Raw genomic sequence first — 21799 nt, 5'->3', positions numbered from 1 at the left:
ACAATTAATGGGTATTCGCCCGATTGATCTCACCCGCGCGGCGTAACAGCATCCGGCCTCTGCGGTGCAGACCTTTTACCCCGTACGGCAACCTTTGCTATTCTTCAGTTTTATCAGTATGCCGTGCGCATATGCTTAAACGGGTATGGGGAAACATGATGAACCTTGATGATGAAGACCTGTTCCGCGATGCCATGGGGGATGTCACGCCCCTGAAAGATTGTGCTAATACGCAGTGGCTGCGTGCGCCCTCCACTAAAGCGCCACGGACTGTGCCGCCGGAGAGCGAAGAGAACTTTCTTACGCGCGGTTTTCTGGAGATTGTCCCGCTCACATCACCGCTGGAGTACCGGGCAGAAGGCATTCAGCAGGGCGTCGTGGATAAAGTGCGGCTGGGCAAATATCCGCTGGAGGCGAGCCTGAATCTGCTGCGTCAGCCGGTGGAGACCTGCCGCCAGTCGCTGTTCAGTTTTATGCAGGAAGCGCGCCGGCAGGGGCTGCGTAATTTGCTGATTATTCACGGCAAAGGACGTGATGACGAGTCGCATGCCAACATTGTGCGCAGCTATCTGGCGCGCTGGCTGCAGCAGTTTGATCAGGTGCAAAGCTTCTGTACCGCACAGCCGCAGCACGGCGGTGCGGGCGCGCTTTATGTGAGTTTGCGTAAAACTGAGCAGGCGCGGCTCGACAACCGCGAGCGGCATGCAAAGCGCAGCCGCTAATGGTGAAACTTGCGGATCGTGGCGATCAGCACTTCAGCGCTGAGGCTGAGCGGATAGCCGCTGCGGGTGATGATCCCTACCGGTTCGCCCGGACCGGGTGAGGCGAGCGGCAGTGCATGCAGGGCATGGTGTTCAAGATCCTCCTTGACCGCGCCAGAAGGAACAAACCAGACGTAGTCGTAGCGCAGCGCCAGCTGGCGGGCAAGGGAGGTAGAGGAGGTTTCAACGCAGTCCGGAGGCAAACTGCAGCTCTGCTCATCCAGCATATGCTGCGCGATGCGCCGCGGCGCGGTGCCTTCCGGCGAGATCACCACCGGCCACTGCATGGCGCGGGACAGTGTGACGTTGTCACTTAAAAGCGGATGTTCCGGCCTGACGACCAGCTTCAGCGACTCCAGAAACAGCAACTCATAACTTAACCCCGCCATCATTTCACTGCTGGCCATGCGGCCAATGCCGACATCAAATTCACCGGCGCGCAGCCCGGCCAGCAGCACGTTGTTGTGCAGCGTGGCTACCTGCACCGTGGTGTTTGGCTGCTGCTCATGAAAGCGGTTCAGAATCTGCGGTAACATGCCCATTGCCGCCGTGGTCAGCGCCCCCAGCCGGATAATAACCGGCCGTCCCGGTGCCGGCGCGTTAAAGCTTTGCGCAGCATGATTCAGCGCGTCCAGCACTTTTACTGCGTAAACCAGAAACTGTTCGCCCGCCGTGGTCAGCTGCGCGCCTGAACGCCCGCGATCCAGCAGGCGCGCGCCTGCCAGCTCTTCAAGCTCATTCAGGGTCTTGGAGAGCGCAGGCTGGCTCAGGCTGAGCGTCTCTGCTGCACGCCCCAGCGTTCCCTGTTGCGCAACGGCGACGAAAGCGTGCAGATGGCGCAGGCGAATGCGCTGGCTGAAAACCGTGTTTTTATCCATAGGGTCAACGTAATCCGTAAGGGCTGGCGAGAGCAACCAGCAAAAATGCGTTCTGTTAACTTAATTGCAAAATGAATTTAACAAAAGTCTTTTCATACACGGTCTCCCTTAACCCCTTGTTTTTGCAACCTGGTCCCGGCTGGCTGAAAAGCAGTTTTTGCAAAAGTATGTTTTATCAGAGGCTTAAATCGTTCTGTTTTTGAGTGAAATGGGCGTCATGTGAAAAAATTGTGCAGTGCAGGGTTAACGATGGGCTATCATATCCGCCGTTTTTTTTACCAAAACTGATGACCTTTTTGCTGAACAGCAGGAGTTAAACCGTGACCAGCGCCGAAGCCGTAGATGTTCGCCAGTTAATCAACCGTCATGCGCTGAGCCGCTGGCAGAAACGGCTTATCGCGCTCTGCTTTGTGATTGTGGCACTGGACGGTATGGATATCGCGCTGATGGGGTTCATTGCGCCCGCGCTAAAAGCAGGCTGGGGCGTAACAAACCATCAGCTGGGCATGGTGATCAGCGCCGCGCTGATTGGTCTGGCGCTGGGGGCGATGGTGGCCGGGCCGCTGGCCGACCGCTATGGGCGCCGCATCATGATCCTGCTCAGCGTGCTCTTTTTTGGGCTCTGGACGCTGGCCACCGCGCTGGCGCAGAACATCGAGCAGATGATGCTGTTTCGCTTTCTGACCGGACTGGGGCTGGGCGCCGCCATGCCCAACGTGGGCACGCTGGTGGCGGAATATGCTCCTGAACGTCGCCGATCTTTTATTATCACCGTAGTCTTTTGCGGCTTCACCTTTGGCGCAGCGGCTGGCGGATTCGCAGCATCCTGGCTGCTACCGCGCTACAGCTGGCACGCGGTGTTACTCATGGGCGGCATTTTGCCGTTGCTGGTGCTGCCCTGGCTGATGTATGGCCTGCCGGAGTCGGTGCGTTTTCTGATTCACCAGCGCGCGCCGGCGGCGCGTATACACGCGATCCTTGAGCGTATGCTGCCAGGAGAGGTGGCGCCAGGCAGCCGCTATCACGCCAGTGAAACTCTGAACGTGCGGCGCGGCGCGATAGCTACCGTGGTATCAGAATCCTATCTGTTTGGCAGCCTGATGCTCTGGGGCGGCTATTTTATGGGGCTGTTTCTGGTCTACCTTATTGGCAGCTGGCTGCCGTCGCTTATCAACACGCTGGGGATGTCGCTCACCGGGGCCGCGATTGTCACGGCCATGTATCAGGCGGGCGGCACGCTGGGCTCGCTGTTTGCCGGCTGGCTGATGGACCGCATGAACGCCAGTCTTGCGCTGGCGACCATCTACTTCTGCGGCGGCATTGCGATAGTTGCGCTTGGCTTCTCTCCGGCGCAGGTCGGATTGATGAGCGCAATCGCGTTCTGCAGCGGCTTCTGTTTTAACGGCGCCAATACCGGCATGAATGCGCTCTCCGCTCACTTCTATCCCACACACGCCCGCGCCACCGGCTCAAGCTGGATGCACGGCGTAGGCCGTATCGGTGCGATTCTCAGCGCGTTTGCCGGCGCAGAGTTGCTGACGCTGGGCTGGGCGTTTAGCCAGATTTTCCTGCTGCTGGCGATACCGGCCGTGCTGACAACCCTGATGCTGGTGCTCAAGTACCGCTTTGCCGATCCAAAACCGGGCGTGGAGTGACAGGGCGATCACACTTCAGGGAAAATTTTACCTGCGCTGCGTGCCTTGATTTAGAGTAACAGCACTGTTCCGGCTCAGGACCCCTGTTATGGAAAATTTTCTCAGCTCTGATGCGATCCGCACGCTATTTTCACAGGCCATGTCGGCCATGTATCAGCAGGAAGTGCCGCAGTATGGCGCGCTGACGCAGCTGGTCAGCGCGGTTAATGAACGCACGCTGGAAGCGAACCCCGCGCTGAAAGATCGGCTGGCAGCGGCGGATGAGCTGGCGCGGCTGAGCGTTGAACGCCATGGCGCTATCCGGGTCGGGACGGCCGCCGAGCTTTCTCTGCTGCGGGAGATGTTTGCCGTGATGGGCATGGAGCCGGTGGGCTATTACGACCTGTCCCAGGCGGGCGTACCGGTTCACTCCACGGCTTTCCGGCCCGTGAGCGAGACCGCGCTGCGCCGCAATCCGTTTCGCGTTTTCACGTCGCTGCTGCGTCCTGAGCTGATTGACGATCCGGCGCTGCACGCCCGAGCGATGGCGATACTCGGCGCGCGTGACATCTTTACGCCCGGCTGCCGCAGGCTTATCCGGCGTCATCAGGAGCAGGGCGGCCTCAATGCCAGAGACGCAGCCGCGTTTGTCAGCGAGGCGCTGGAAACGTTTCGCTGGCACGCGCAGACCACGGTGGACAGCAAAACCTATCATGCGCTGAGCCAGCAGCACCGGCTGATCGCTGACGTTGTCTGCTTCCGCGGCTGCCATATCAACCATCTGACGCCGCGTACGCTGGATATCGATCGCGTGCAGGCGCTGATGCCGTCGCGCGGTATCGAGCCAAAAGTGCTGATTGAAGGCCCGCCGCGGCGCCAGGTTCCGATCCTGCTGCGGCAGACCAGCTTTAAAGCGCTGGAAGAGGCGGTGCATTTCAGTGACGGTACGCCGGGCACGCACACGGCGCGCTTCGGCGAGATAGAGCAGCGTGGTGCAGCGCTGACCCCGGCCGGCCGGGCTCTGTATGACCGGCTGCTGGCTGCCGCCGGCTCCGGCAGCGATAATGCGCAGCATCAGCAGCGCCTCAGTGAGGTATTTCGTGATTTCCCTGATGATGAAGAGACGCTGCGCGAGCAGCAGCTCGCCTGGTTCCGCTATCGTCTGACGGAGCGCGGTGAACAGCAGCCTCCGCGCGCCGGAGAGAGCGTGTCAGCCCTGCTGCAGGCTGGCCGGCTGCAGGCAGAACCTATCGTGTATGAAGATTTTTTGCCGGTCAGCGCGGCGGGCATATTTCAGTCTAATCTGGGTAATGCGGTAATAACGCGCGAGGCGGGTCACGCCAGTCAGGCAGCGTTTGAAGCGGCGCTGGGCGCGTCAGTACAGGATGAGATGGCGCTCTATGCGCAGATGCAGCAGCGCAGTCTGATTCGCTGCGGAATTCACGAGGGATAACAGAGAGCCGGTCAGCGAAATCAGCGATGATTTCAGCAGCCGGCGATTTTTTATCATTATAATGGCAGACGCATATGTAAATACGCTTCTGCTCAGCGGCACCGTTCAGAACGGTTACGCTTTTTCCCCGATGTAAGCATGGTATTCGATCAGATCCGCCCGTTCAGGATGAAACTCATCTGACCTGCCGGATTCAGCCCCGCCACAATAGACTAAACAGCCTGCCGACAGTAAGCCAAAATATTTGATGATCTCATTCAGCGATCCGGGTCATGTTTCGGCATAATCTGCAAATGCTTTAAGAACATAGACATTTATCAGGTCGCTGCAAATAATGAGCCACGCTTTATCAGGGAACCCGATATGAAAAATGAACCGCGTCTGAGGATCAAGACAGCAGAAGGCGAGCTCAGCGGCCTGATGGATGATGACATCTATGTTTTCAAAGGGATACCTTATGCTGCGCCGCCGACGGGCGCGCTACGCTGGCGGCCGCCTCAGCCGGTTACCCCCTGGCAAACCGCACGCGACGCGACCGCGTGGGGAGCGGCGAGCTGGCAAAATCGCGAATACTGTATCGGCATCGGTGGTGGCGATCCGGGCACATTCAGTGAAGATTGCTTATATCTCAATATCTGGACCCCCGATCCTGAGCCTGGCGCACCGCTGCCGGTGATGGTCTGGCTGCACGGTGGTGGTTTCACCCTCGGTGCCGGCAGCCTGGATCCCTATCAGGGTAAAGCGCTGGCCGCCCAGGGCGTGGTGGTGGTCACACTTAACTACCGGCTGGGCCATCTTGGTTTTTTCTCACATCCGGCGCTGGATGCGCAGTATAAGGCGGGCGCAACCGTCAATAACTTTGCGCTGCTCGACCAGATAGCGGCACTGCAGTGGATCCAGCGCAATATTCCCGCCTTTGGCGGCAACCGTCGCAATATCACGCTATTTGGTGAATCGTCTGGCGCCCGCAGCGTACTCTCTCTCTGCTGTTCACCGCTGGCAGAAGGGCTGTTTCACAAAGGCATCGTCCAGAGCAGCTACAGTCTGCCCGATCTGACGCAGCCGCAGGCGCGGCAGAAGGGAATAGAGGTCGCCGCCCATTTCGGACTGCCGGAGAACGCAACGGCAGAACAGCTGCGCGCGCTGCCCGGCGATGCATTCTGGTCGCTGGCGCAGCCGCTGGCACCGGGACCGGTAGCGATCAGCGGGGATGCCGTGCTGCCAAAGCCGATGCTCGACACCTTTATCGCCGGCCGGCAGCATCGCGTGCCGCTGATGATTGGCAGCAACAGCGATGAAGCCAGCGTACTCAACTATTTTGGTGTCGACGCGCGCGGCGTGCTGCTGCAGATGCGCGAAAAGAACCGCTTCACCTATCGCCTGCTGAAATGGTTATATGACATTCATGATGATGCGCTGCTGGGACGCGCGGTGGCACGCGACATGGCGTTTACCGTCATGCCGCTGCTGATCGCGCAGTCGCAGTCCGGTACCGGCATGCCCGTCTGGCGCTACTGGTTTAACTATGTTTCTGAAAATGCGCGCGATCTCTACCCGCACGGCGCCTGGCACGGTAATGAAATCCCCTATGTGTTTAACGCGCTGGAGACGCTGCCGCCGCCCGATAACCGGCCTTATACTGCCGCGGACAAAACTTTGGCGGCAGAGGTAAGCGCATACTGGGTGGCGTTTGCCAGGGATGCCACTGAATTCAGCTATCGCCTGCGCGGTCGCAATGAAACGGAGTGGCCCGTCTGGCGCACCGGAGAGGATGTCACGCTCGCGTTTGGTGAACAGGGCCGTGCGGTTACCACTTTAAAAAAGCGCTTTATGCGTCGCCGTTTGCGCCTGTTCCGGCTGATGATGCGCAGCCACGTGCAGCTGTAATGCCGGTAGCAGACCGGCGCACGATTGCGCTGTTCCCCCCCGCTGCGCTGGCGCTTATTTAGCTTACAAAACGGTTACATTTTCCCTGCCTGCTGCCGATAACCGCAATATGCCCGATTTTATCGGGCGATAACGCGTATCAATCCAGGGGAACAGGTATGGGTATCTTTAAAAATTTTACGATTCGCGCGGTTTTACTGGCGCTGCTCGGGCTGTTTTGCCTGCTGTGGTGCGGCGTCGGTTTGTTCAGCGTTTATGCGCTGAATGCGCTGGGGAAAGGCAATGAGGTCGATCGCCAGCTGGTGAATCAGATGACGGTGCTGAGCAAAGGCAACGATCAATATTTTCGGGTAGTAACGCGTCTGTCGCGCGTCATGGAGAGCCGTACCGCCGGCGCGGCAATCAGCACAGAAGCCTTTGCCCCCGTTGAGCAGGCGCTCAGCAGCATGAAAGCGCAGCTGGATCAGTTTAAAGCGATGGCACCCGGTCCGATGGATCCGGCAACAGCGCAGAGCGTAATCAACAGCTGGCAGAAACTGCTGGATGAGGGCATTGCGCCGCAGGTCGCGCTGGCGCGCCAGGGCACGCCTGAAGCGTACAAAGCGCAGGCGACCGGCGTGACGCCGGCGCTGAGCCGCGCGTTTGGCGCCACTGCCGAAACCTTTAATCAGTCCGCGGGCAGCAAACTGGATGCAACACGGGTCACGGTAGACCGGCTGACAGGCATGACCAAAGTCATCATCGTGATGGCGGTGGCCGCAGGTCTGCTGATCCTGCTGTTTACGGACAGGTATCTGGTGAGCATGCTGGTCAGGCCGCTGGCGCGGATCCGCGAGCACTTTACGCTGATCGCGCAGGGCGATCTCAGCCAGCCAATGGAGGATGCAGGCCGCAACTGCGTGGGCAAACTGATACCGCTGCTGCGCGCCATGCAGGAGAGCCTGCGCGATGCCGTCAGCGCTATCCGCAGCGGGACAGATAATATCTACCGCGGCGCGTCGGAAATCTCCGCCGGCAACAATGACCTCTCTTCACGCACCGAAGAGCAGGCGGCCGCGCTGGAACAGACCGCGGCCAGCATGGAGCAACTCACCGCGACGGTGAAACTCAACGCCGATAACGCCCGTCAGGCCAGCGCGCTGGCTGATACCGCGACCGGCACCGCGCAGCAGGGTGGTCAGCTGGTAGGCGAAGTGGTTGCCACGATGCAGGGCATTTCCGGCAGCTCGAAGAAAATTGCTGAAATTACCAGCGTCATCAACAGCATCGCTTTCCAGACCAATATCCTGGCGCTCAATGCGGCAGTTGAAGCGGCGCGTGCCGGTGAGCAGGGGCGCGGCTTTGCCGTAGTGGCCAGCGAGGTGCGCAATCTGGCACAGCGCAGCGCCGGAGCCGCAAAAGAGATTGCCAGCCTGATTGCCGACTCGGTGGAGCGGGTGGACAAAGGCTCCGTGCTGGTAAGCAGCGCCGGCACCACGATGGATCAGATCCTGACGTCCGTGCAGGATGTCAGCGAAATTATGAAACAGATCGCTGCGGCCTCCGAAGAGCAGAGTAAAGGGATCTCGCAGGTTGGCACCGCAGTCACGGAGATGGACAGCGTGACGCAGCAGAACGCCTCGCTGGTTGAGCAGGTCTCTGCGGCGGCGAGCGCGCTGGAGCGGCAGACGGAAGCGCTGCAGCTCTCCGTCGCGCGTTTCCGCCTCTCTGCCGCCGCGCCGGTTCATCATGCGCCGCCGGTTTCCGCTGCTCCGCTGCGTCGTCCGGCGCTGGCTGGCGCTACGCCGGCGGCGAAACCCGCAGCCAGTGAGGAGTGGGTCGCTTTTTAGGCACGGCTGAGCCACGACACCAGCTCAGCGAGCAGCGGCGGGACGCGCTTATCCTGACGCTGCAGTAAACTGTACGCCGCCCCGGTTGCCACGCTGCCGGGGAACGGCGTCACCAGGCGCTGCGCCAGCAGATCGTTTTCAATCAGCGTGATATCCGCCACCGTAATACCAAACCCCTGTATTGCCGCACTGATAGCGAGATCCATCGTGGCAAAATGCTGATTACGCTGCATCACCAGCTCAATCCGCTGCTGCTGCAGCCAGTGCTGCCAGTCACGCCGGTCTGGCGTCGGATGCAGAAACGTCAGCGCGCTCATCTCTTCAATTCGCTGCGGGATCGCCATCCCGGCGGCCAGCACCGGCGTCAGACGCTCATCAAACAGCCGCAGCGCATCGGGTGGCGGCAGACCATAAACAATCGCCGCATCGAACTCCTCCAGCTGAGAGAGATGCTCCTGGGTCGTGGTCAGCGCGACATGCGTTGCCGGGTAGCGCTGTTCAAACGCAATCAGGCGCGGGAGCAGCCAGCGCATAATGCAGCTGGGCGCTTTCAGCCGCAGCGTCTGCGACGGCTGGCGCGCCCGTTCCGTTACCGCCAGCAGCTGCTGATAGCTCTGCTGCAGCTCCGGCACCAGCGCCGCGCCGCGTTCAGTCAGCCGCAGGCCACGCGCATGGCGCTGAAACAGCGCAAAGCCCAGCCAGTTTTCCAGCGTGGCAATTTTGCGGCTTACCGCACTCTGCGTCAGGTACAGCTCGCGCGCCGCATGCGTCAGATTGAGACAGCGCGCCGTCACCAGAAACGCGTTAATCGCTGTCAGGGGAGGAGCAGAACAGGCCATAACATCCTCAGCTATGCAATTTTCTCATGGCTATTATGACGACAATTCGCTTGTCGTCTCAAGGCGCTATGCATTGAATAACGATCTGATCTTTCAATCTTACTCTGTCAGTCAGCGAGGCCGCAGCAATGAGCATCACCACGCCAGTTTCTCTCTGTTCAAAACAGCCCGATGTGGGCACCACGATCTTTAGCGTGATCGGTCAGCTCTCGGCCCGCCATCAGGCGATTAACCTGTCGCAGGGCGCCCCCAATTTTCCCTGCGATCCGCTGCTGGTGGAGCTGGTGGCGCAGGCGATGCGCGACGGCCAGAATCAGTACGCGCCGATGACCGGCCTGCCGGCGCTGAAAAACGCGCTGGCGGAAAAAGTGCGCACGCTTTATGGCCAGCATTATGATGCTGACAGCGAAGTGCTGATCACCGGCAGCGCCAGCCAGGGGCTCTATATGGCGATTTCAGCCCTGGTGCACGCAGGCGATGAAGTGATTTTTTTTGAGCCAGCCTTCGACAGCTATGCGCCGGTGGTGCGCCTGCAGGGCGCCACGCCGGTAGGGATCAAGCTGCAGCAGCCCGATTTTGCCATTAACTGGGATGAGGTACGCGCCCGTCTCTCACCGCGTACCCGCATGATCATTATTAATACGCCGCATAATCCGACCGGACAGGTGCTGACGCCGGCAGACCTGAGCGCGCTGGCGCAGCTGACGCGCAACACCGATATTATTGTGCTGTCAGATGAGGTGTATGAGCATATTCTGTTTGATGGCCGTCAGCATTGCGGTATGGCGACCCATCCGGAACTGGCGCAGCGCAGCGTTATCGTCTCGTCATTTGGCAAAACCTTTCACGTCACCGGCTGGCGGGTTGGCTACGCGCTGGCACCGGCTGCGATCATGGCAGAAATCGTCAAGATCCATCAGTTCATGATGTACGCGGCAGACACGCCGATGCAGGCGGGGTTTGCCTGCTATCTCGCGCAGCCGGAGCACTATCTGCAGCTCGCTGCGCTCTATCAGGCAAAGCGCGACCGGCTGGCCACGCTGCTGCAGGCGTCACCGTTCAGGCTGCTGCCCGCCAGCGGATCCTTTTTTATGCTGGCGAGCTTTCGCGATTTCAGTGACGAGAGCGACAGCGAAATGGTAAAACGTCTTATCGTTGATTACGGCGTGGCGACCATTCCGCTCTCAGCGTTTTATTCAGATGGCACCGATAACCGATTAATCCGTCTTTCGTTTGCTAAAGATGACGCCACACTTGAGGCGGGCGCAGCTGCGCTCTGCCGGGTTACAGGGTAAAAGAGGACATATAATGAAAAAACTAAACGCGCTGTTTATTGCACTGGGCATGATCGCATCGGCACAGACGCTGGCGCAGACCAGCCTGCGCTATGGCGTGGAGTCACAATACCCGCCGTTTGAGAGCCGCAACGCGCACGGCGAGCTGGAAGGCTTTGATATTGAGCTGGGTAACGCCATCTGTAAAACCGGCAACTTCAATTGCAGCTGGGTGGAGAGCAGCTTTGATGCGCTGATCCCGGCGCTGCAGGCGAAAAAGTTTGATGCGATTAACTCCGCGATGAACATCACCGAGGCGCGGGCAAAAAGCATCGATTTCACCAAACCGATTTACCGTATTCCCAGCATGCTGATTGTGAAAGCGGGCGAGAAGCTGCAGCCTTCAGCAGATGCGCTGAAAGGCAAATCGGTCGGCGTGCTGCAGGGCTCTATTCAGGAGACCTATGCGAAGAAACACTGGGAGCCTCAGGGCGTGACGGTAACGTCCTATCAGGATCAGAACCAGGTCTATAACGATATGGTCGCCGGTCGTCTGGACGGCACGCTGGTGATGTCGGCGGCCGGGCAGTCCGGCTTCCTGGATAAGCCGCAGGGGAAAGGTTTTGCCTTTGCCGGCGGACCGGTTGAGGATGACGCTATCCTGGGCACCGGCATCGGTTATGGACTGCGCAAAGGCGACAGCCAGCTGAAAACGGCGCTGGATGAAGCTATCAGCAAGGTTCAGGCGGACGGCACCGTGACCCGGCTGGCAGCCAAATATTTTCCGGGCATTGACGTGACTGCCAGCAAACAGCCCTGATAAAGAGGGGCAGGCGCAACGCCTGCCCTCTGTCAGGCTGGCCTGGCAGCCAGCGCGCAGAGCGCCTCCGCCACCTGATACGACTTCACAAACGAGGGGATCGGCAGAAACTCAAAGCGCGAATGAAAATTGTGCGCGCCGGTGAAAAAGTTAGGCGTCAGCAGACCTTTCGCTGACAGCGCAGAGCCATCGGTGCCACCGCGCATCGGGATCACTTTCGGCGTCACGCCAGCCTGCGCCAGCGCGGCAAACAGCAGATCGATGGCGCGGCGATCTTCACCAATCGCATTGCTGATATTGCTGTAAACGTCGCCTATCGTCAGCGCCACCTTGCCGGTGGGATAGCGGGCGGCAATCTGTTCGGCAACCGTTGCCAGCTGCTGTTTCTTCGCGGCAAAACCCTGCAGATCGAAATCACGAATGGAGGCTTTCAGCACCGCCTGGCTGGCGTTCGCCTGCATCTCATTAAACCAGATATAGCCTTCGCGGCCCTCGGTCTGTTCCGGCGTCGCCTGGCGATCAAAACAGCTGATAAAATCATGCGCCATCAGCAGCGGATTGACCAGCACCCCTTTCCCTGACATCGGATGCGCCGGCACGCCGCTAAACACCAGCTCAGCGCTGGCGCCGTTGAAGCATTCATAGACCACCTCTCCCAGCTCACAGCAGTCGATGGTCCAGGCGAAATCGACGTTAAAACGCCGCTCAAGATCCAGCGCTTTGGCACCGCGCAGCCCAATCTCTTCGTCCGGCACAAACGCGACCACGACATCGCCGTGCGCGCCCTGCAGATTCGCCATGAGCGTCATCACCACGCTTACCGCAGCTTTGTTATCGGCACCCAGCACGCTGGTGCCGTCGCTGAAAATAATCTCCTGACCGCGGTAAGGCAGGATCTCCGGATGTTCCGCCACGCGCAGCCAGATTTGCTGCTCAGCATTAAGACAGAGGTCGTCGCCGGTAAAGGTCAGCGTCTGCGGATGGATATCGGGCGAGAGGCCAACGTCCACGGTATCGATATGGGTAATAAAACCGATACGGGGTGCGCCAGGCGTGTTGCCGGGCTTAACGGCGGTTACGGTGGCGTGCTGGTCAATCTCGACCTGCTGCAGCCCCAGGTCTCGCAGCTCCTGTGCCAGCAGCGCAGCCATCTCATGCTGAGAGGGCGTACTGGGCAGGGTGGTGGACTTTGCATCACTCTGGCTGGAGACCGCCAGATAACGATAAAACCGCCGGGTCAGTTCCCGGGCAAGCTGGTCTGTCATCACAATTCCTTATCAGTAAGGGTCCGCAGGTGATACGCCTGGCGGTGAAAACATGTTATCAATGAAATAAATAGCGATGCAGACCAACATAAGTCAATAAAAAGCGAGAAACAGTATGAAAATGATGATGAGCAAACTGGCGCTAAGCCTGCTGGGCGTGGCTGTGGCGGGCGGTGTGTCAGCGAAGACGCTGGTTTACTGTTCTGAAGGCTCCCCGGAAAACTTTAACCCGCAGCTTTATACCTCAGGCACCAGCGTGGATGCCAGCGCCGTACCGCTGTTTGACCGGCTGGTGGACTTCCGTCCCGGCACGACCGATTTACAGCCTGCGCTGGCAGAACGCTGGGAGATCAGCCCCGATGGCAGGGTTTACACCTTCCATCTGCGCAAAGGCGTAAAATTCCACAGCAATAAACTTTTCACGCCGGGACGCGACTTCAATGCGGACGACGTGATTTTTTCTTTTATGCGGCAGATGGATGCAAAAAATCCCTATCACACCGTATCCGGCGGCAACTACGCGAACTTTGAGAGCCTGGAGCTGGCAAAACTCATCACCGCCATTGACCGCGTAGATGATCACACCGTGCGTATCACGCTGGCGCACCCGGAAGCGCCTTTTCTTGCCGATCTGGCGTGGTATTTCGCCTCCATTCATTCCGCCGAGTATGCGGACAAAATGCTGAAGGCGGGCACGCCGGAAAAGGTTGATATGCAGCCGATTGGCACCGGCCCGTTTGAGCTGGTGCAGTATCAGAAAGATTCACGCATTCTGTATAAGGCGTTCCCGGCTTACTGGCAGGGCAAAGCAAAACTGGATCGGCTGATATTTTCAATCACGCCGGACGCCTCGGTGCGACTGGCGAAGCTGGAGAAAAATGAGTGCCAGGTTATGCCGTTCCCGAATCCGGCCGATCTCGATAAGATGCGCAACAATCCCGATCTGACGCTGGAGCAGAAGTCGGGCCTGAACACCGGTTTTCTCTCGTTTAACACCACCAAAGCGCCGCTGGATAATGTGAAGGTGCGCCAGGCGCTGGCAATGGCCATCAATAAACAGGCGATTATCGACGCAATCTTCAAAGGCACCGGCACGGTAGCGAAAAACATTCTGCCGCCGGGCGTCTGGAGCGCGGATCGGCAGCTGAAAGATTACGCCTACGATCTGCAACAGGCCAAAGCGCTGCTGCAGGAGGCGGGCATCAAACCCGGTACCGAAATCGCGCTCTGGGCGATGCCAGTGCAGCGCCCCTATAATCCCAACGCGCGCCGGATGGCTGAGATGATTCAGGCGGACTGGGCGCAGGTGGGCATCAAAGCCAGCATCGTCAGCTATGAGTGGGGCGAATATCTTAAGCGGGTCAAGGGCGGCGAGCATCAGGCGGCGCTGATGGGCTGGACCACCGCCACCGGCGATCCGGATAACTTTTTTGGTCCGCTCTACAGCTGCACGTCAGCGAATGGCGGCTCCAACTCGTCAAAGTGGTGCTATCAGCCGTTTGAGAAAATCATTACCGCCGCGCGCGCCGAGCAGGATCACGAGCGGCGCGTTGCGCTCTATCAGGAAGCGCAGCAGATGATGCATGACCAGATGCCGGCGGTCATGATCGCACACTCCACTATTTTTGAACCGGTGCGCAAGTCGGTCAGCGGCTATCAGGTTGATCCGTTTGGCAAGCACAACTTCTATCCGGTCGATATTAAGCAGTAAGCGCTGGATCTTCTGCGCTCAGCTGCTGCTGCAGGAACGCGAGGAACAGCGTCAGGGCGGCGCTGCGGGGCCGCCCTGACTGCGCCTGCAGCTGGAGTGTACGCTGACTGAGCTGTTCGATATTAATGCTCCGCAGGGCGAGCTGATGCCGTCCGGTCTGGCCGCGTACGGTAAAGGCGCTGCAGATTGTCACCGCCTGCGGCGTCTGCAGCAGAAAGTTAAACAGCGCCGAGAAGTTGTCGCAGGTTAACACCGGCTCAATCAGCTGGCCGCTCATGTGGCTCGCCAGTTCAAACAGCTGGCGTACGGTCGTATTTTGCTGCGGCAGCGCCAGCGGATAGTGGCTGAGCTGCGCCAGCGTAATAGCGGACGCTGCGGCCAGCGGGTGCTGCTGCTGCATCAGGAGCAACACCGGCGCAGGCCAGGAGCCGATAACCTCCACTCCCTGTTCAGCACGCAGGCTGAACTGCAGCGCAATATCGCACGCGCCCTGACGCAGCTGCTCTGCCACACCCTGTGCGTCTGCCACCTGTACCTCAAACAGCGTGGCCGGGTGGTCAGCGCGAAACGCGGCGATCAGCGCCGGCAGCAGGCTGAACGCCAGACCATCGGTACAGGCCACGCGGATCAGCGTGCGCCGCATCGCACGTAATCCGTTGATTTCCGCCAGGGCATACTCCATATCGAGCTGCGTTTTTCGCACGTGATGCGCAAAGATTTCCCCCGCCTCCGTCAGCACCATCCCGCGCGCGTGGCGCTGAAACAGCGGCGTGCCAACCTGCGTCTCCAGCCGCTGTATCTGACGACTGATAGCGGAAACGGCCACGTAGAGCTGCGCGCTGGCCGCGCTGAGCGATCCTTCCCGGGCAACCACCAGAAAATAGCGAAGTTCAGTGCTTAACATCGACGTGCCTCATGATAGTGCATGCCTCAGAAACGGGCAGGGAAGCTTTGCTGTAAAAGCAAAGCATACTCGATAAATTGATAATTGTGGCAAAGCAGTGATTTCGTAACTATGTCAGCACAATAACGCAAACAGAGATGCAAACATGACACGAGATCGGGCGATATCAGCCGCGCTGCGCTACTTCGACAGCGGTGAGTTTCAGCAGCTGCTGGCGAGACGCGTGGCGCTGCGCACGGAGAGTCAGCGACCAGATCGTGCGCCGCAGCTGGCGCATTACCTGCGCGAGGAGATCGGCCCGCAGCTGAGCGCGCTCGGTTTTGAGCTGCACTTTATCGCCAACCCGCTGGCGGATAAGCCGCCGTTCCTGGTTGCCATCCGTATGGAAGCGGCGACGCTGCCCACGCTGCTGAGCTATGGTCACGGCGATGTGGTCTTTGGTGACGATGAAAACTGGCGCGCCGATCTGGATCCCTGGCAGCTGACGGCAGAGGGCGATCGCTGGTATGCGCGCGGCAGCGCGGATAATAAAGGCCAGCACTGCATAAATCTGGCGGCGCTGGAGCAGGTCTGGCACGCGCGGGGCGGCCGGCTCGGCTTTAACTGCAAACTGCTGTTTGAAATGGGTGAGGAGATTAGCTCGCCGGGCCTGGCGGAACTCTGCCGGGAACATGCTGCGTTGCTGAAGGCGGATCTCTTTATCGCGTCAGACGGACCGCGCGTCAGCGCACCCCGTCCGACCCTGTTTCTCGGCTCACGCGGCGCGGTGAATTTTCGTCTCACCATCAACGCGCGCGACAACGCCTGTCACTCCGGCAACTGGGGCGGCCTGCTGAGTAACCCCGGTACCCGGCTGGCCCATGCGATCGCAGCACTGATAAGCGCCCGCGGTGAGCTGCAGGTCGCCGCGCTGAAACCTGACTCTCTGACGCCCGCGGTGCGTGCGATCCTGAGCAGCATCCGCGTGGGCGGCATGCCGGGCGATCCTGCGCTTGCCTGCAACTGGGGGGAGCCGGGGCTGACGCCTGCCGAACGCCTTTATGGCTGGAACACGCTGGAAGTGCTGACCTTTATCACCGGCAATCCGGCACGCCCGATGAATGCTATCCCCGCCAGCGCCACGGCGGTATGCCAGCTGCGCTTCGTGGTGGGAACCGACTGGCAGCGGCTGGGCGAGCACGTTACGGCTCACCTTGCCGCCGCAGGCTTTACTGACGTTGAGGTTGAGGTGCTGCACGGATCGCCGGCAACGCGTTTTGATCCGACCGATCCGCTGGTGGAGTGGGTCATGCATACCATGACGGCGCTGTGTGAGCAGCCTCCGGCGCTGCTGCCGAATCTGGGCGGATCGCTGCCGAACGATGTGTTTGCGGACATTCTGGGATTACCGACGCTCTGGGTGCCGCACTCCTATCCGGCCTGCGGGCAGCATGGCGTCAATGAGCATCTGCTGACGCCGGTGGCGCGCGAAGGGCTGCAGATCATGACCGCGCTGCTGTGGGATCTGGGCGAGCGGGGTGACGCGCTTATTGCACAGCATCGTGCCAGAGCAGGAGGTGCACAATGAGCAGCCTGAACCCGGCCGCCACGCTCGCGGGGAGTAAACCTGCGCTGCATAAAACGCTGTTTGCCACCTGCATCGGCAACGCCCTGGAGTGGTTTGATATTGCGGTATATGGATTTTTTGCCAGCTATATTGCCCACGCGTTTTTCCCGGTCAGCGATCCGGCGGTCTCGCTGCTGCTGACCTTTGGCAGTTTTGGCGTCTCATTTCTGATCCGCCCGCTGGGGGCAATCGTGCTGGGTAACTACGCCGATCGCCACGGACGCAAGCGGGCGCTGCTGCTCTCAATCAATCTGATGATGCTGGGCGGGGCGATCATCACTTTTATGCCGGGCTATGCGCACATCGGGCTGCTGGCGCCGCTGCTGATTCTGGTAGCGCGGCTGATTCAGGGATTTTCAGCTGGCGGCGAGTTTGGCAGCTCGACGGCCTTTCTGGTGGAGCACTATCCCGAGCGCAAAGCCTTTATTGCCAGCTGGCAGTTCGCGACCCAGGGAGCCAGTACGCTGATGGCCTCTGCGTTTGGGCTGGGGCTGACGCAGCTGCTGAGCGAAAGTGAAATGCAGGCGTGGGGCTGGCGCATTCCGTTTGCCTTTGGGCTGCTGATTGGTCCGCTGGGTCTCTATATCCGCCGCCATGTGCATGAGCCCGCAAGCTTTGCCGACCGCCCGCCAGAGCCCGCGCCGCTGAAGCGCCTGTTCGGGCGCCAGAAGCAGCTGATGCTGCTGGCGATTGGCCTGATGGTGATCTCGACGGCGGTTAACTACATGCTGAACTATGTGCCGACCTGGGCGACCAAAAATCTGCACCTTTCAGGCAGCGCGGCCTTTACCGCTACGCTGCTGGGCGGGGTGATCCTGACGCTGGTGACGCCGCTGATGGGCCTGTGGGCGGAGCGCGTTGGCCGCGCACCGCTGATGTGGGGATCGCTGATACTGCTAATGGTTACCATCTGGCCGGCGTTCCGGCTGTTAGCGAACCATACCACGCCGGTGACGCTGATTTTGCTGGTCTGCTGGATGGCGCTGCTGAAGTCGGTCTACTTCTCCGTGGTGCCTTCAGTGATGGCCGATCTCTTTCCGATGGGCACGCGCGCCAGCGGCATGGCGATCAGCTATAACGTCGCCGTTACCCTCTTTGGCGGCTTTGCGCCCCTGATTTGCACGCTGCTGATTAGCTGGACGGGAAGTAGCCTGGCACCGGGCTATTATCTGATGGCGATGTCGCTGCTGAGCGGCGCGGCGTTGCTCTTTAGCCAGAAGCATATCCGTTAAGGCGCAGACGTCGGCTGCTGCCGCCGCAGCGGTGCCGCTTTACGACCCCGGCACCGCTGCACCGCTGGCGATAAACCAGGCCAGAAACGTTACGCCGGCAACAATAATGGCAATGGGAAACAGCAAACCAATCTTCATAGCAATCCTTATTAAGCGAGCCGGAGCAGCGCGCGATGCGTTTTCATCATGCTGAACAGTTCAAACTGCGTGGCATCCGCGATCTGCCGCAGGCGATCGCCTTTATGGTAGTCAATGTGCTGAATCTGCCCGAGCTGACGCCAGACCACAATAGCGGAGGCGAGCAGCGCACAGCTCTCTTCGCTCTGCAGGCACTCAACCGTGGCGTAGCGGGTTTCATCCAGGGTATTGATAAAAACGCTCAGCGCAGCGGCTGGCACAATCGCCCGGATATCCTCAAGCATGACGTGGCTGACGGCGCGCGACAGAATCAGCGTTACTCGTTTACTGTTCATAACGGTCCCTGCGGAGAGAGTCAGTGGGATTATAAAAGGCAAAACGGACAGGATGCGAGGCGTAATACAAAAAGCGGGCTCCGGCAGCGTGCATCCCTGCAGCTGCCGGTCGGTCAGTCAGTCAGCCATTAGAGCGTAACTGCGGATAGCGGCGGAAAATCGCCACGCACCAGAACAGCGAGAAAAGCCCTATCAGCGCCCCGACGTTACCCACGTCTGAGAGCTGCAGATGCTGGCTGACCTGGCTGCCGAGCAGTGCGCCGGCTCCGATACCGATATTATAAATACCGGAGAAGAGCGACATCGCCACATCGGTGGCATCCGGGGCCAGTGACAGCACGCGAACCTGCATCGCCAGTCCGATCATCATCATCGCCATGCCCCAGATAATACAGAGGGTGATAATGGCGCTCGGGCGCACCGCTGCAAAAATCAGCAGTCCCATACAGAGCGTGATCAGCGCAATAGCAGCGATTAACATCGCAGACGGGAAGCGGTTACCCAGCGTACTGAACAGAATACTGCCGAGAATGCCCGCAGAGCCGAACAGCAGCAGCAGCAGGGTGGTAAAATTGGCATCCGCGTTCGCTACCACCTGCATAAAGGGTTCAATATAGCTATAAGCGGTGTAGTGCGCCGTGACCACCAGCGTCACCAGCAGATACATCGTCACCAGCGCCGGACGGCGGAACAGCATCGGCACGCTGCTGAGTGAGCCGGTATGCTCGCTGGGCAGACGCGGTAACACACGCACCAGCAGGATCATCAGCACCAGCGCCGAGAGGCCAATCATGCCAAACGTGGTGCGCCAGCCGAGATACTGCCCGATTACGCGCCCGATAGGCACCCCCAGAACCATTGCCAGTGCGGTTCCGGTGGCAAGCATACTCAGCGCCTGCGTTTTTTTACCTGCCGGTGCCACGCGAATAGCCAGCGAGGCAGTAATCGACCAGAACACGGCGTGTGACAGCGCAATCCCGACACGGGACACCACCAGAGAGCGGAAGTCCCAGGCAAACGCTGAGAGCACGTGGCTGCCGGTAAAGAGAATAAACAGCACCGCCAGCAGCAGACGCCGCTCAACGTTGCGCGTCAGCAGCATCAGCGGCAGCGACAGCAGCGCCACCACCCAGGCATAAATGGTGAGCATGATCCCCACATCTGCCGTTTTCATCGTAAAGCTTGCTGCAATATCAGAAAGCAGGCCGACCGGCACAAATTCAGTGGTATTAAAGACAAACGCCGCAATGGCCAGCAGGACAACGCGTAGCCAGGCTGTTTTACGGGAAACGGTAGATGTTTGCATGAAGTTCAAATTAGTCAGACAGCAGGTTAACGGGAGCAGAGACGCCTCAAAGGTGATCTGCGTCACAAATTATCTCTATTGTGGCTGATGAACCGGCAGATGGAAACCTGCTAAGGCTTTTTTATTCCTCTGTTTATTACCGGCATCAGCCGCTGGCGGGGAAAAGCGCGGAATTCAGGGCTGACAGAGTGGCGACGTAACCCTTATTTATAACAGTGTGACTTCAGACCAGAATTATCAGAGTCACACCATATGTTTCAGGGCCACGCTATTGCAGGGGGTCAGTTTTTTTTTTACACCCACCGGGCAGCAGTGCTCACAGCCCATGGCGCCCGGATAGAATTTACGCGCCTGCTGGATCGCCGCGTTCGGCGCATAAAAAGTGCCAAGAAAGCGCCGCGCAGGGTCGGCAGGCAGGAACGGGCAGCCTTTTGCGTGCACCACATGATTATTGTTATACCCGGCATGTTTATCAACATAGTAAAAAAGCGCCATTAACCACCTCATTGCTGTAAAAAAAAACGTCTGACTATTATTGGAATAGAAAAGATTATAACGATGAATTGCAGTTTTGTTTCAGGTGGACCTGGAGAAAGGTGGCAGAAGCGGAGCCGGGGCGCTCCGCCTGGCCATAAGCGCGGGTCAGAGGCGGCGGCGCAGCAGCAGAAAACCGGTGAGCAGTGCCAGCAGCAGCAGCAGCGTAATAAATAACGTGACGCCCGGCCAGCCGTAACTATGCCAGAACAGGCCGCCCGCCGTACCGGCCAGGCTGGATCCGGCATAGTAGCTGAACAGATAGAGTGAAGAGGCCTGGCCTCGGGCGCGCCGGGCGCGGGTTCCCACCCAACCGCTGGCAACGGCGTGAGCGGCAAAAAAACCGGCGGTAAAGAGCAGCATGCCGGGAACGATCAGCCACAGGGTGGGTGCCAGCGTCAGCAGCAGTCCTGCCAGCATAATAGCGATAGCGCTCAGCATCACCGGCGCGCGCCCAAAGCGGCCGGTCAGGGCTCCTGCTTTTGGCGAACTCCATGAGCCGGTGAGATAGACCAGCGACAGTAATCCTACTACCGCCTGGCTGAGAGTCCACGGCGCACTCATCAGCCGGTAACCAATATAGTTAAACAGGGTGACAAACGCGCCCATCAGCAGAAAGGCTTCGGCAAACAGCAGCGGCAGCCCGCCGTCGCGCCAGTGCAGGCGGAAGTTGATCAGCAGATGGCGCGGGCGGAGCGAGGCGGGGCGGAAGTGACGCGATGCGGGCAGGATTTTCCAGAACATCAGCGCCGCCGCCAGCGAGCAGCAGCCGGTGACGCCAATGGCGATTCGCCAGGAAAAGAGATCGGTGATCACCCCGGTGAGCAGACGGCCGCTCATGCCGCCAATGGAGTTACCGCTGATATAGAGTCCCATCGAAAAAGCCACCACCCGGGGATGCATCTCTTCGCTCAGATAGGTCATGCCAACGGCGGCCACGCCGCTGAGCGACAGGCCGATCAGCGCCCGCATCAGCAGAATGGCGTGCCAGCTCTGCATCATCGCCGACAGCAGCGTACACAGCGCCCCCAGCATCAGCGCCGTTACCATCACCGGCTTACGGCCAATAGCGTCTGAAAGCGGACCGGTAAACAGCAGCCCCAGCGCCATCAATCCGGTAGAGAGCGAGAGCGAGATGCTGCTTTGCGCCGGCGTAATGCCAAACTGCTGCGACAGCACCGGCAGAATAGGCTGGACGCAGTAGAGCAGAGCAAAAGTGGCAAGGCCGGCAGAAAACAGCGCCAGCGTCACCGGCAGGAACTGCGGTGAGTCGCGCCCGATGCGGGACGGGGTGGCGTCAGCAGTGACGTCGATAGGGTTACGCCATATCAGCGAGGTAAGGCGGCTCACAGGATATCCTTATTGAGAGAGAGTGATTTACTGTAGAAAGGCG

The 21799-nt window shown here is 59.4% G+C and carries 19 protein-coding genes; 10 read left to right on the top strand and 9 right to left on the bottom strand.

Annotation, left to right across the window (positions count from 1 at the left end):
* Positions 1-158 precede the first annotated feature (158 nt).
* On the top strand, positions 159-722 hold the full coding sequence (gene smrA / locus B4056_RS14750) for a DNA endonuclease SmrA (RefSeq protein ID WP_071668842.1): 564 nt from the start codon (positions 159-161) through the stop codon (positions 720-722).
* Here smrA and B4056_RS14745 read toward each other — a convergent pair.
* Positions 719-1639 carry a LysR substrate-binding domain-containing protein gene (locus B4056_RS14745; protein WP_071668841.1) on the bottom strand — a complete coding sequence of 307 codons (921 nt, stop codon included), beginning with the start codon at positions 1637-1639 and terminating at the stop codon, positions 719-721. The two genes, smrA and B4056_RS14745, sit on opposite strands and share 4 nt — an antisense overlap.
* Before the next feature lie 320 nt (positions 1640-1959).
* On the opposite strand from B4056_RS14745, the gene B4056_RS14740 reads away from it, so the two are divergent.
* The 4 genes from B4056_RS14740 to B4056_RS14725 all read left to right on the top strand — a co-directional run bounded on the left by B4056_RS14740 (position 1960) and on the right by B4056_RS14725 (position 8442).
* The gene (locus B4056_RS14740) at positions 1960-3294 is read left to right on the top strand and encodes an MFS transporter (RefSeq protein ID WP_094110920.1); all 1335 of its coding nucleotides are present in this window, start codon (positions 1960-1962) and stop codon (positions 3292-3294) included.
* 88 nt (positions 3295-3382) lie between these two features.
* On the top strand, positions 3383-4726 hold the full coding sequence (gene hglS, locus B4056_RS14735; RefSeq protein ID WP_094110919.1) for a 2-oxoadipate dioxygenase/decarboxylase HglS: 1344 nt from the start codon (positions 3383-3385) through the stop codon (positions 4724-4726).
* 363 nt (positions 4727-5089) lie between these two features.
* Entirely contained in the window at positions 5090-6613 is a 1524-nt protein-coding gene (locus B4056_RS14730) for a carboxylesterase/lipase family protein (protein WP_288655142.1), read from the top strand.
* Positions 6614-6771: 158 nt separating this feature from the next.
* Positions 6772-8442: a methyl-accepting chemotaxis protein gene (locus B4056_RS14725; RefSeq protein ID WP_039384427.1), complete on the top strand. Its 1671-nt coding sequence runs from the start codon at positions 6772-6774 to the stop codon at positions 8440-8442.
* Here B4056_RS14725 and B4056_RS14720 read toward each other — a convergent pair.
* Positions 8439-9281, bottom strand: a complete 843-nt coding sequence (locus B4056_RS14720) for a LysR substrate-binding domain-containing protein (RefSeq protein ID WP_288655139.1) — start codon at positions 9279-9281, stop codon at positions 8439-8441. The two genes, B4056_RS14725 and B4056_RS14720, sit on opposite strands and share 4 nt — an antisense overlap.
* Positions 9282-9409: 128 nt before the next feature.
* Here B4056_RS14720 and B4056_RS14715 point away from each other — a divergent pair, with 128 nt between their 5' ends.
* The gene (locus B4056_RS14715) at positions 9410-10576 is read left to right on the top strand and encodes a methionine aminotransferase (protein ID WP_094110916.1); all 1167 of its coding nucleotides are present in this window, start codon (positions 9410-9412) and stop codon (positions 10574-10576) included.
* 13 nt (positions 10577-10589) lie between these two features.
* Positions 10590-11375, top strand: coding sequence for a transporter substrate-binding domain-containing protein (locus B4056_RS14710; RefSeq protein WP_039384421.1), 786 nt, complete (start codon positions 10590-10592; stop codon positions 11373-11375).
* Between the two features lie 32 nt (positions 11376-11407).
* Here B4056_RS14710 and pepT read toward each other — a convergent pair whose 3' ends face one another.
* On the bottom strand, positions 11408-12640 hold the full coding sequence (gene pepT, locus B4056_RS14705; RefSeq protein ID WP_094110915.1) for a peptidase T: 1233 nt from the start codon (positions 12638-12640) through the stop codon (positions 11408-11410).
* 124 nt (positions 12641-12764) lie between these two features.
* Between pepT and B4056_RS14700 the strand changes: the two genes are divergently transcribed.
* Positions 12765-14351, top strand: a complete 1587-nt coding sequence (locus B4056_RS14700) for an ABC transporter substrate-binding protein (protein WP_288655463.1) — start codon at positions 12765-12767, stop codon at positions 14349-14351.
* Here B4056_RS14700 and B4056_RS14695 read toward each other — a convergent pair.
* Positions 14341-15255, bottom strand: a complete 915-nt coding sequence (locus B4056_RS14695; RefSeq protein ID WP_071668836.1) for a LysR family transcriptional regulator — start codon at positions 15253-15255, stop codon at positions 14341-14343. The two genes, B4056_RS14700 and B4056_RS14695, sit on opposite strands and share 11 nt — an antisense overlap.
* A gap of 145 nt (positions 15256-15400) precedes the next feature.
* Here B4056_RS14695 and B4056_RS14690 point away from each other — a divergent pair, with 145 nt between their 5' ends.
* Together B4056_RS14690 and B4056_RS14685 are read left to right on the top strand one after the other, a co-directional pair.
* Positions 15401-16822, top strand: coding sequence for a M20 family metallopeptidase (locus B4056_RS14690; protein ID WP_104084988.1), 1422 nt, complete (start codon positions 15401-15403; stop codon positions 16820-16822).
* Positions 16819-18093 (top strand): MFS transporter, encoded by a 1275-nt coding sequence (locus B4056_RS14685; RefSeq protein ID WP_104084987.1) that lies wholly within the window; start codon positions 16819-16821, stop codon positions 18091-18093. The genes B4056_RS14690 and B4056_RS14685 overlap by 4 nt, the downstream gene beginning before the upstream one ends.
* Before the next feature lie 39 nt (positions 18094-18132).
* Here B4056_RS14685 and B4056_RS14680 read toward each other — a convergent pair whose 3' ends face one another.
* The 5 genes from B4056_RS14680 to B4056_RS14660 all read right to left on the bottom strand — a co-directional run bounded on the left by B4056_RS14680 (position 18133) and on the right by B4056_RS14660 (position 21720).
* Positions 18133-18231 carry a YoaK family small membrane protein gene (locus tag B4056_RS14680; RefSeq protein WP_139239671.1) on the bottom strand — a complete coding sequence of 33 codons (99 nt, stop codon included), beginning with the start codon at positions 18229-18231 and terminating at the stop codon, positions 18133-18135.
* A gap of 11 nt (positions 18232-18242) precedes the next feature.
* Positions 18243-18566: a hypothetical protein gene (locus B4056_RS14675; protein WP_150034387.1), complete on the bottom strand. Its 324-nt coding sequence runs from the start codon at positions 18564-18566 to the stop codon at positions 18243-18245.
* A gap of 121 nt (positions 18567-18687) precedes the next feature.
* Positions 18688-19872: a sugar transporter gene (locus B4056_RS14670; RefSeq protein WP_288655132.1), complete on the bottom strand. Its 1185-nt coding sequence runs from the start codon at positions 19870-19872 to the stop codon at positions 18688-18690.
* 243 nt (positions 19873-20115) lie between these two features.
* Positions 20116-20367 carry a hypothetical protein gene (locus tag B4056_RS14665; RefSeq protein WP_288655130.1) on the bottom strand — a complete coding sequence of 84 codons (252 nt, stop codon included), beginning with the start codon at positions 20365-20367 and terminating at the stop codon, positions 20116-20118.
* A 147-nt stretch (positions 20368-20514) separates the two neighbouring features.
* Complete coding sequence (locus B4056_RS14660; protein WP_223811754.1) at positions 20515-21720, bottom strand: MFS transporter; 1206 nt, start codon at positions 21718-21720, stop codon at positions 20515-20517.
* Positions 21721-21799 lie beyond the last annotated feature (79 nt).

The sequence above is a fragment of the Pantoea sp. UBA7232 genome (assembly GCF_002473195.1).
GTDB lineage: Bacteria > Pseudomonadota > Gammaproteobacteria > Enterobacterales > Enterobacteriaceae > Pantoea > Pantoea eucrina.
The sequence above is the reverse complement of the archived record's forward strand: the minus strand, read 5'-3'. Positions and strand labels throughout refer to the sequence as shown.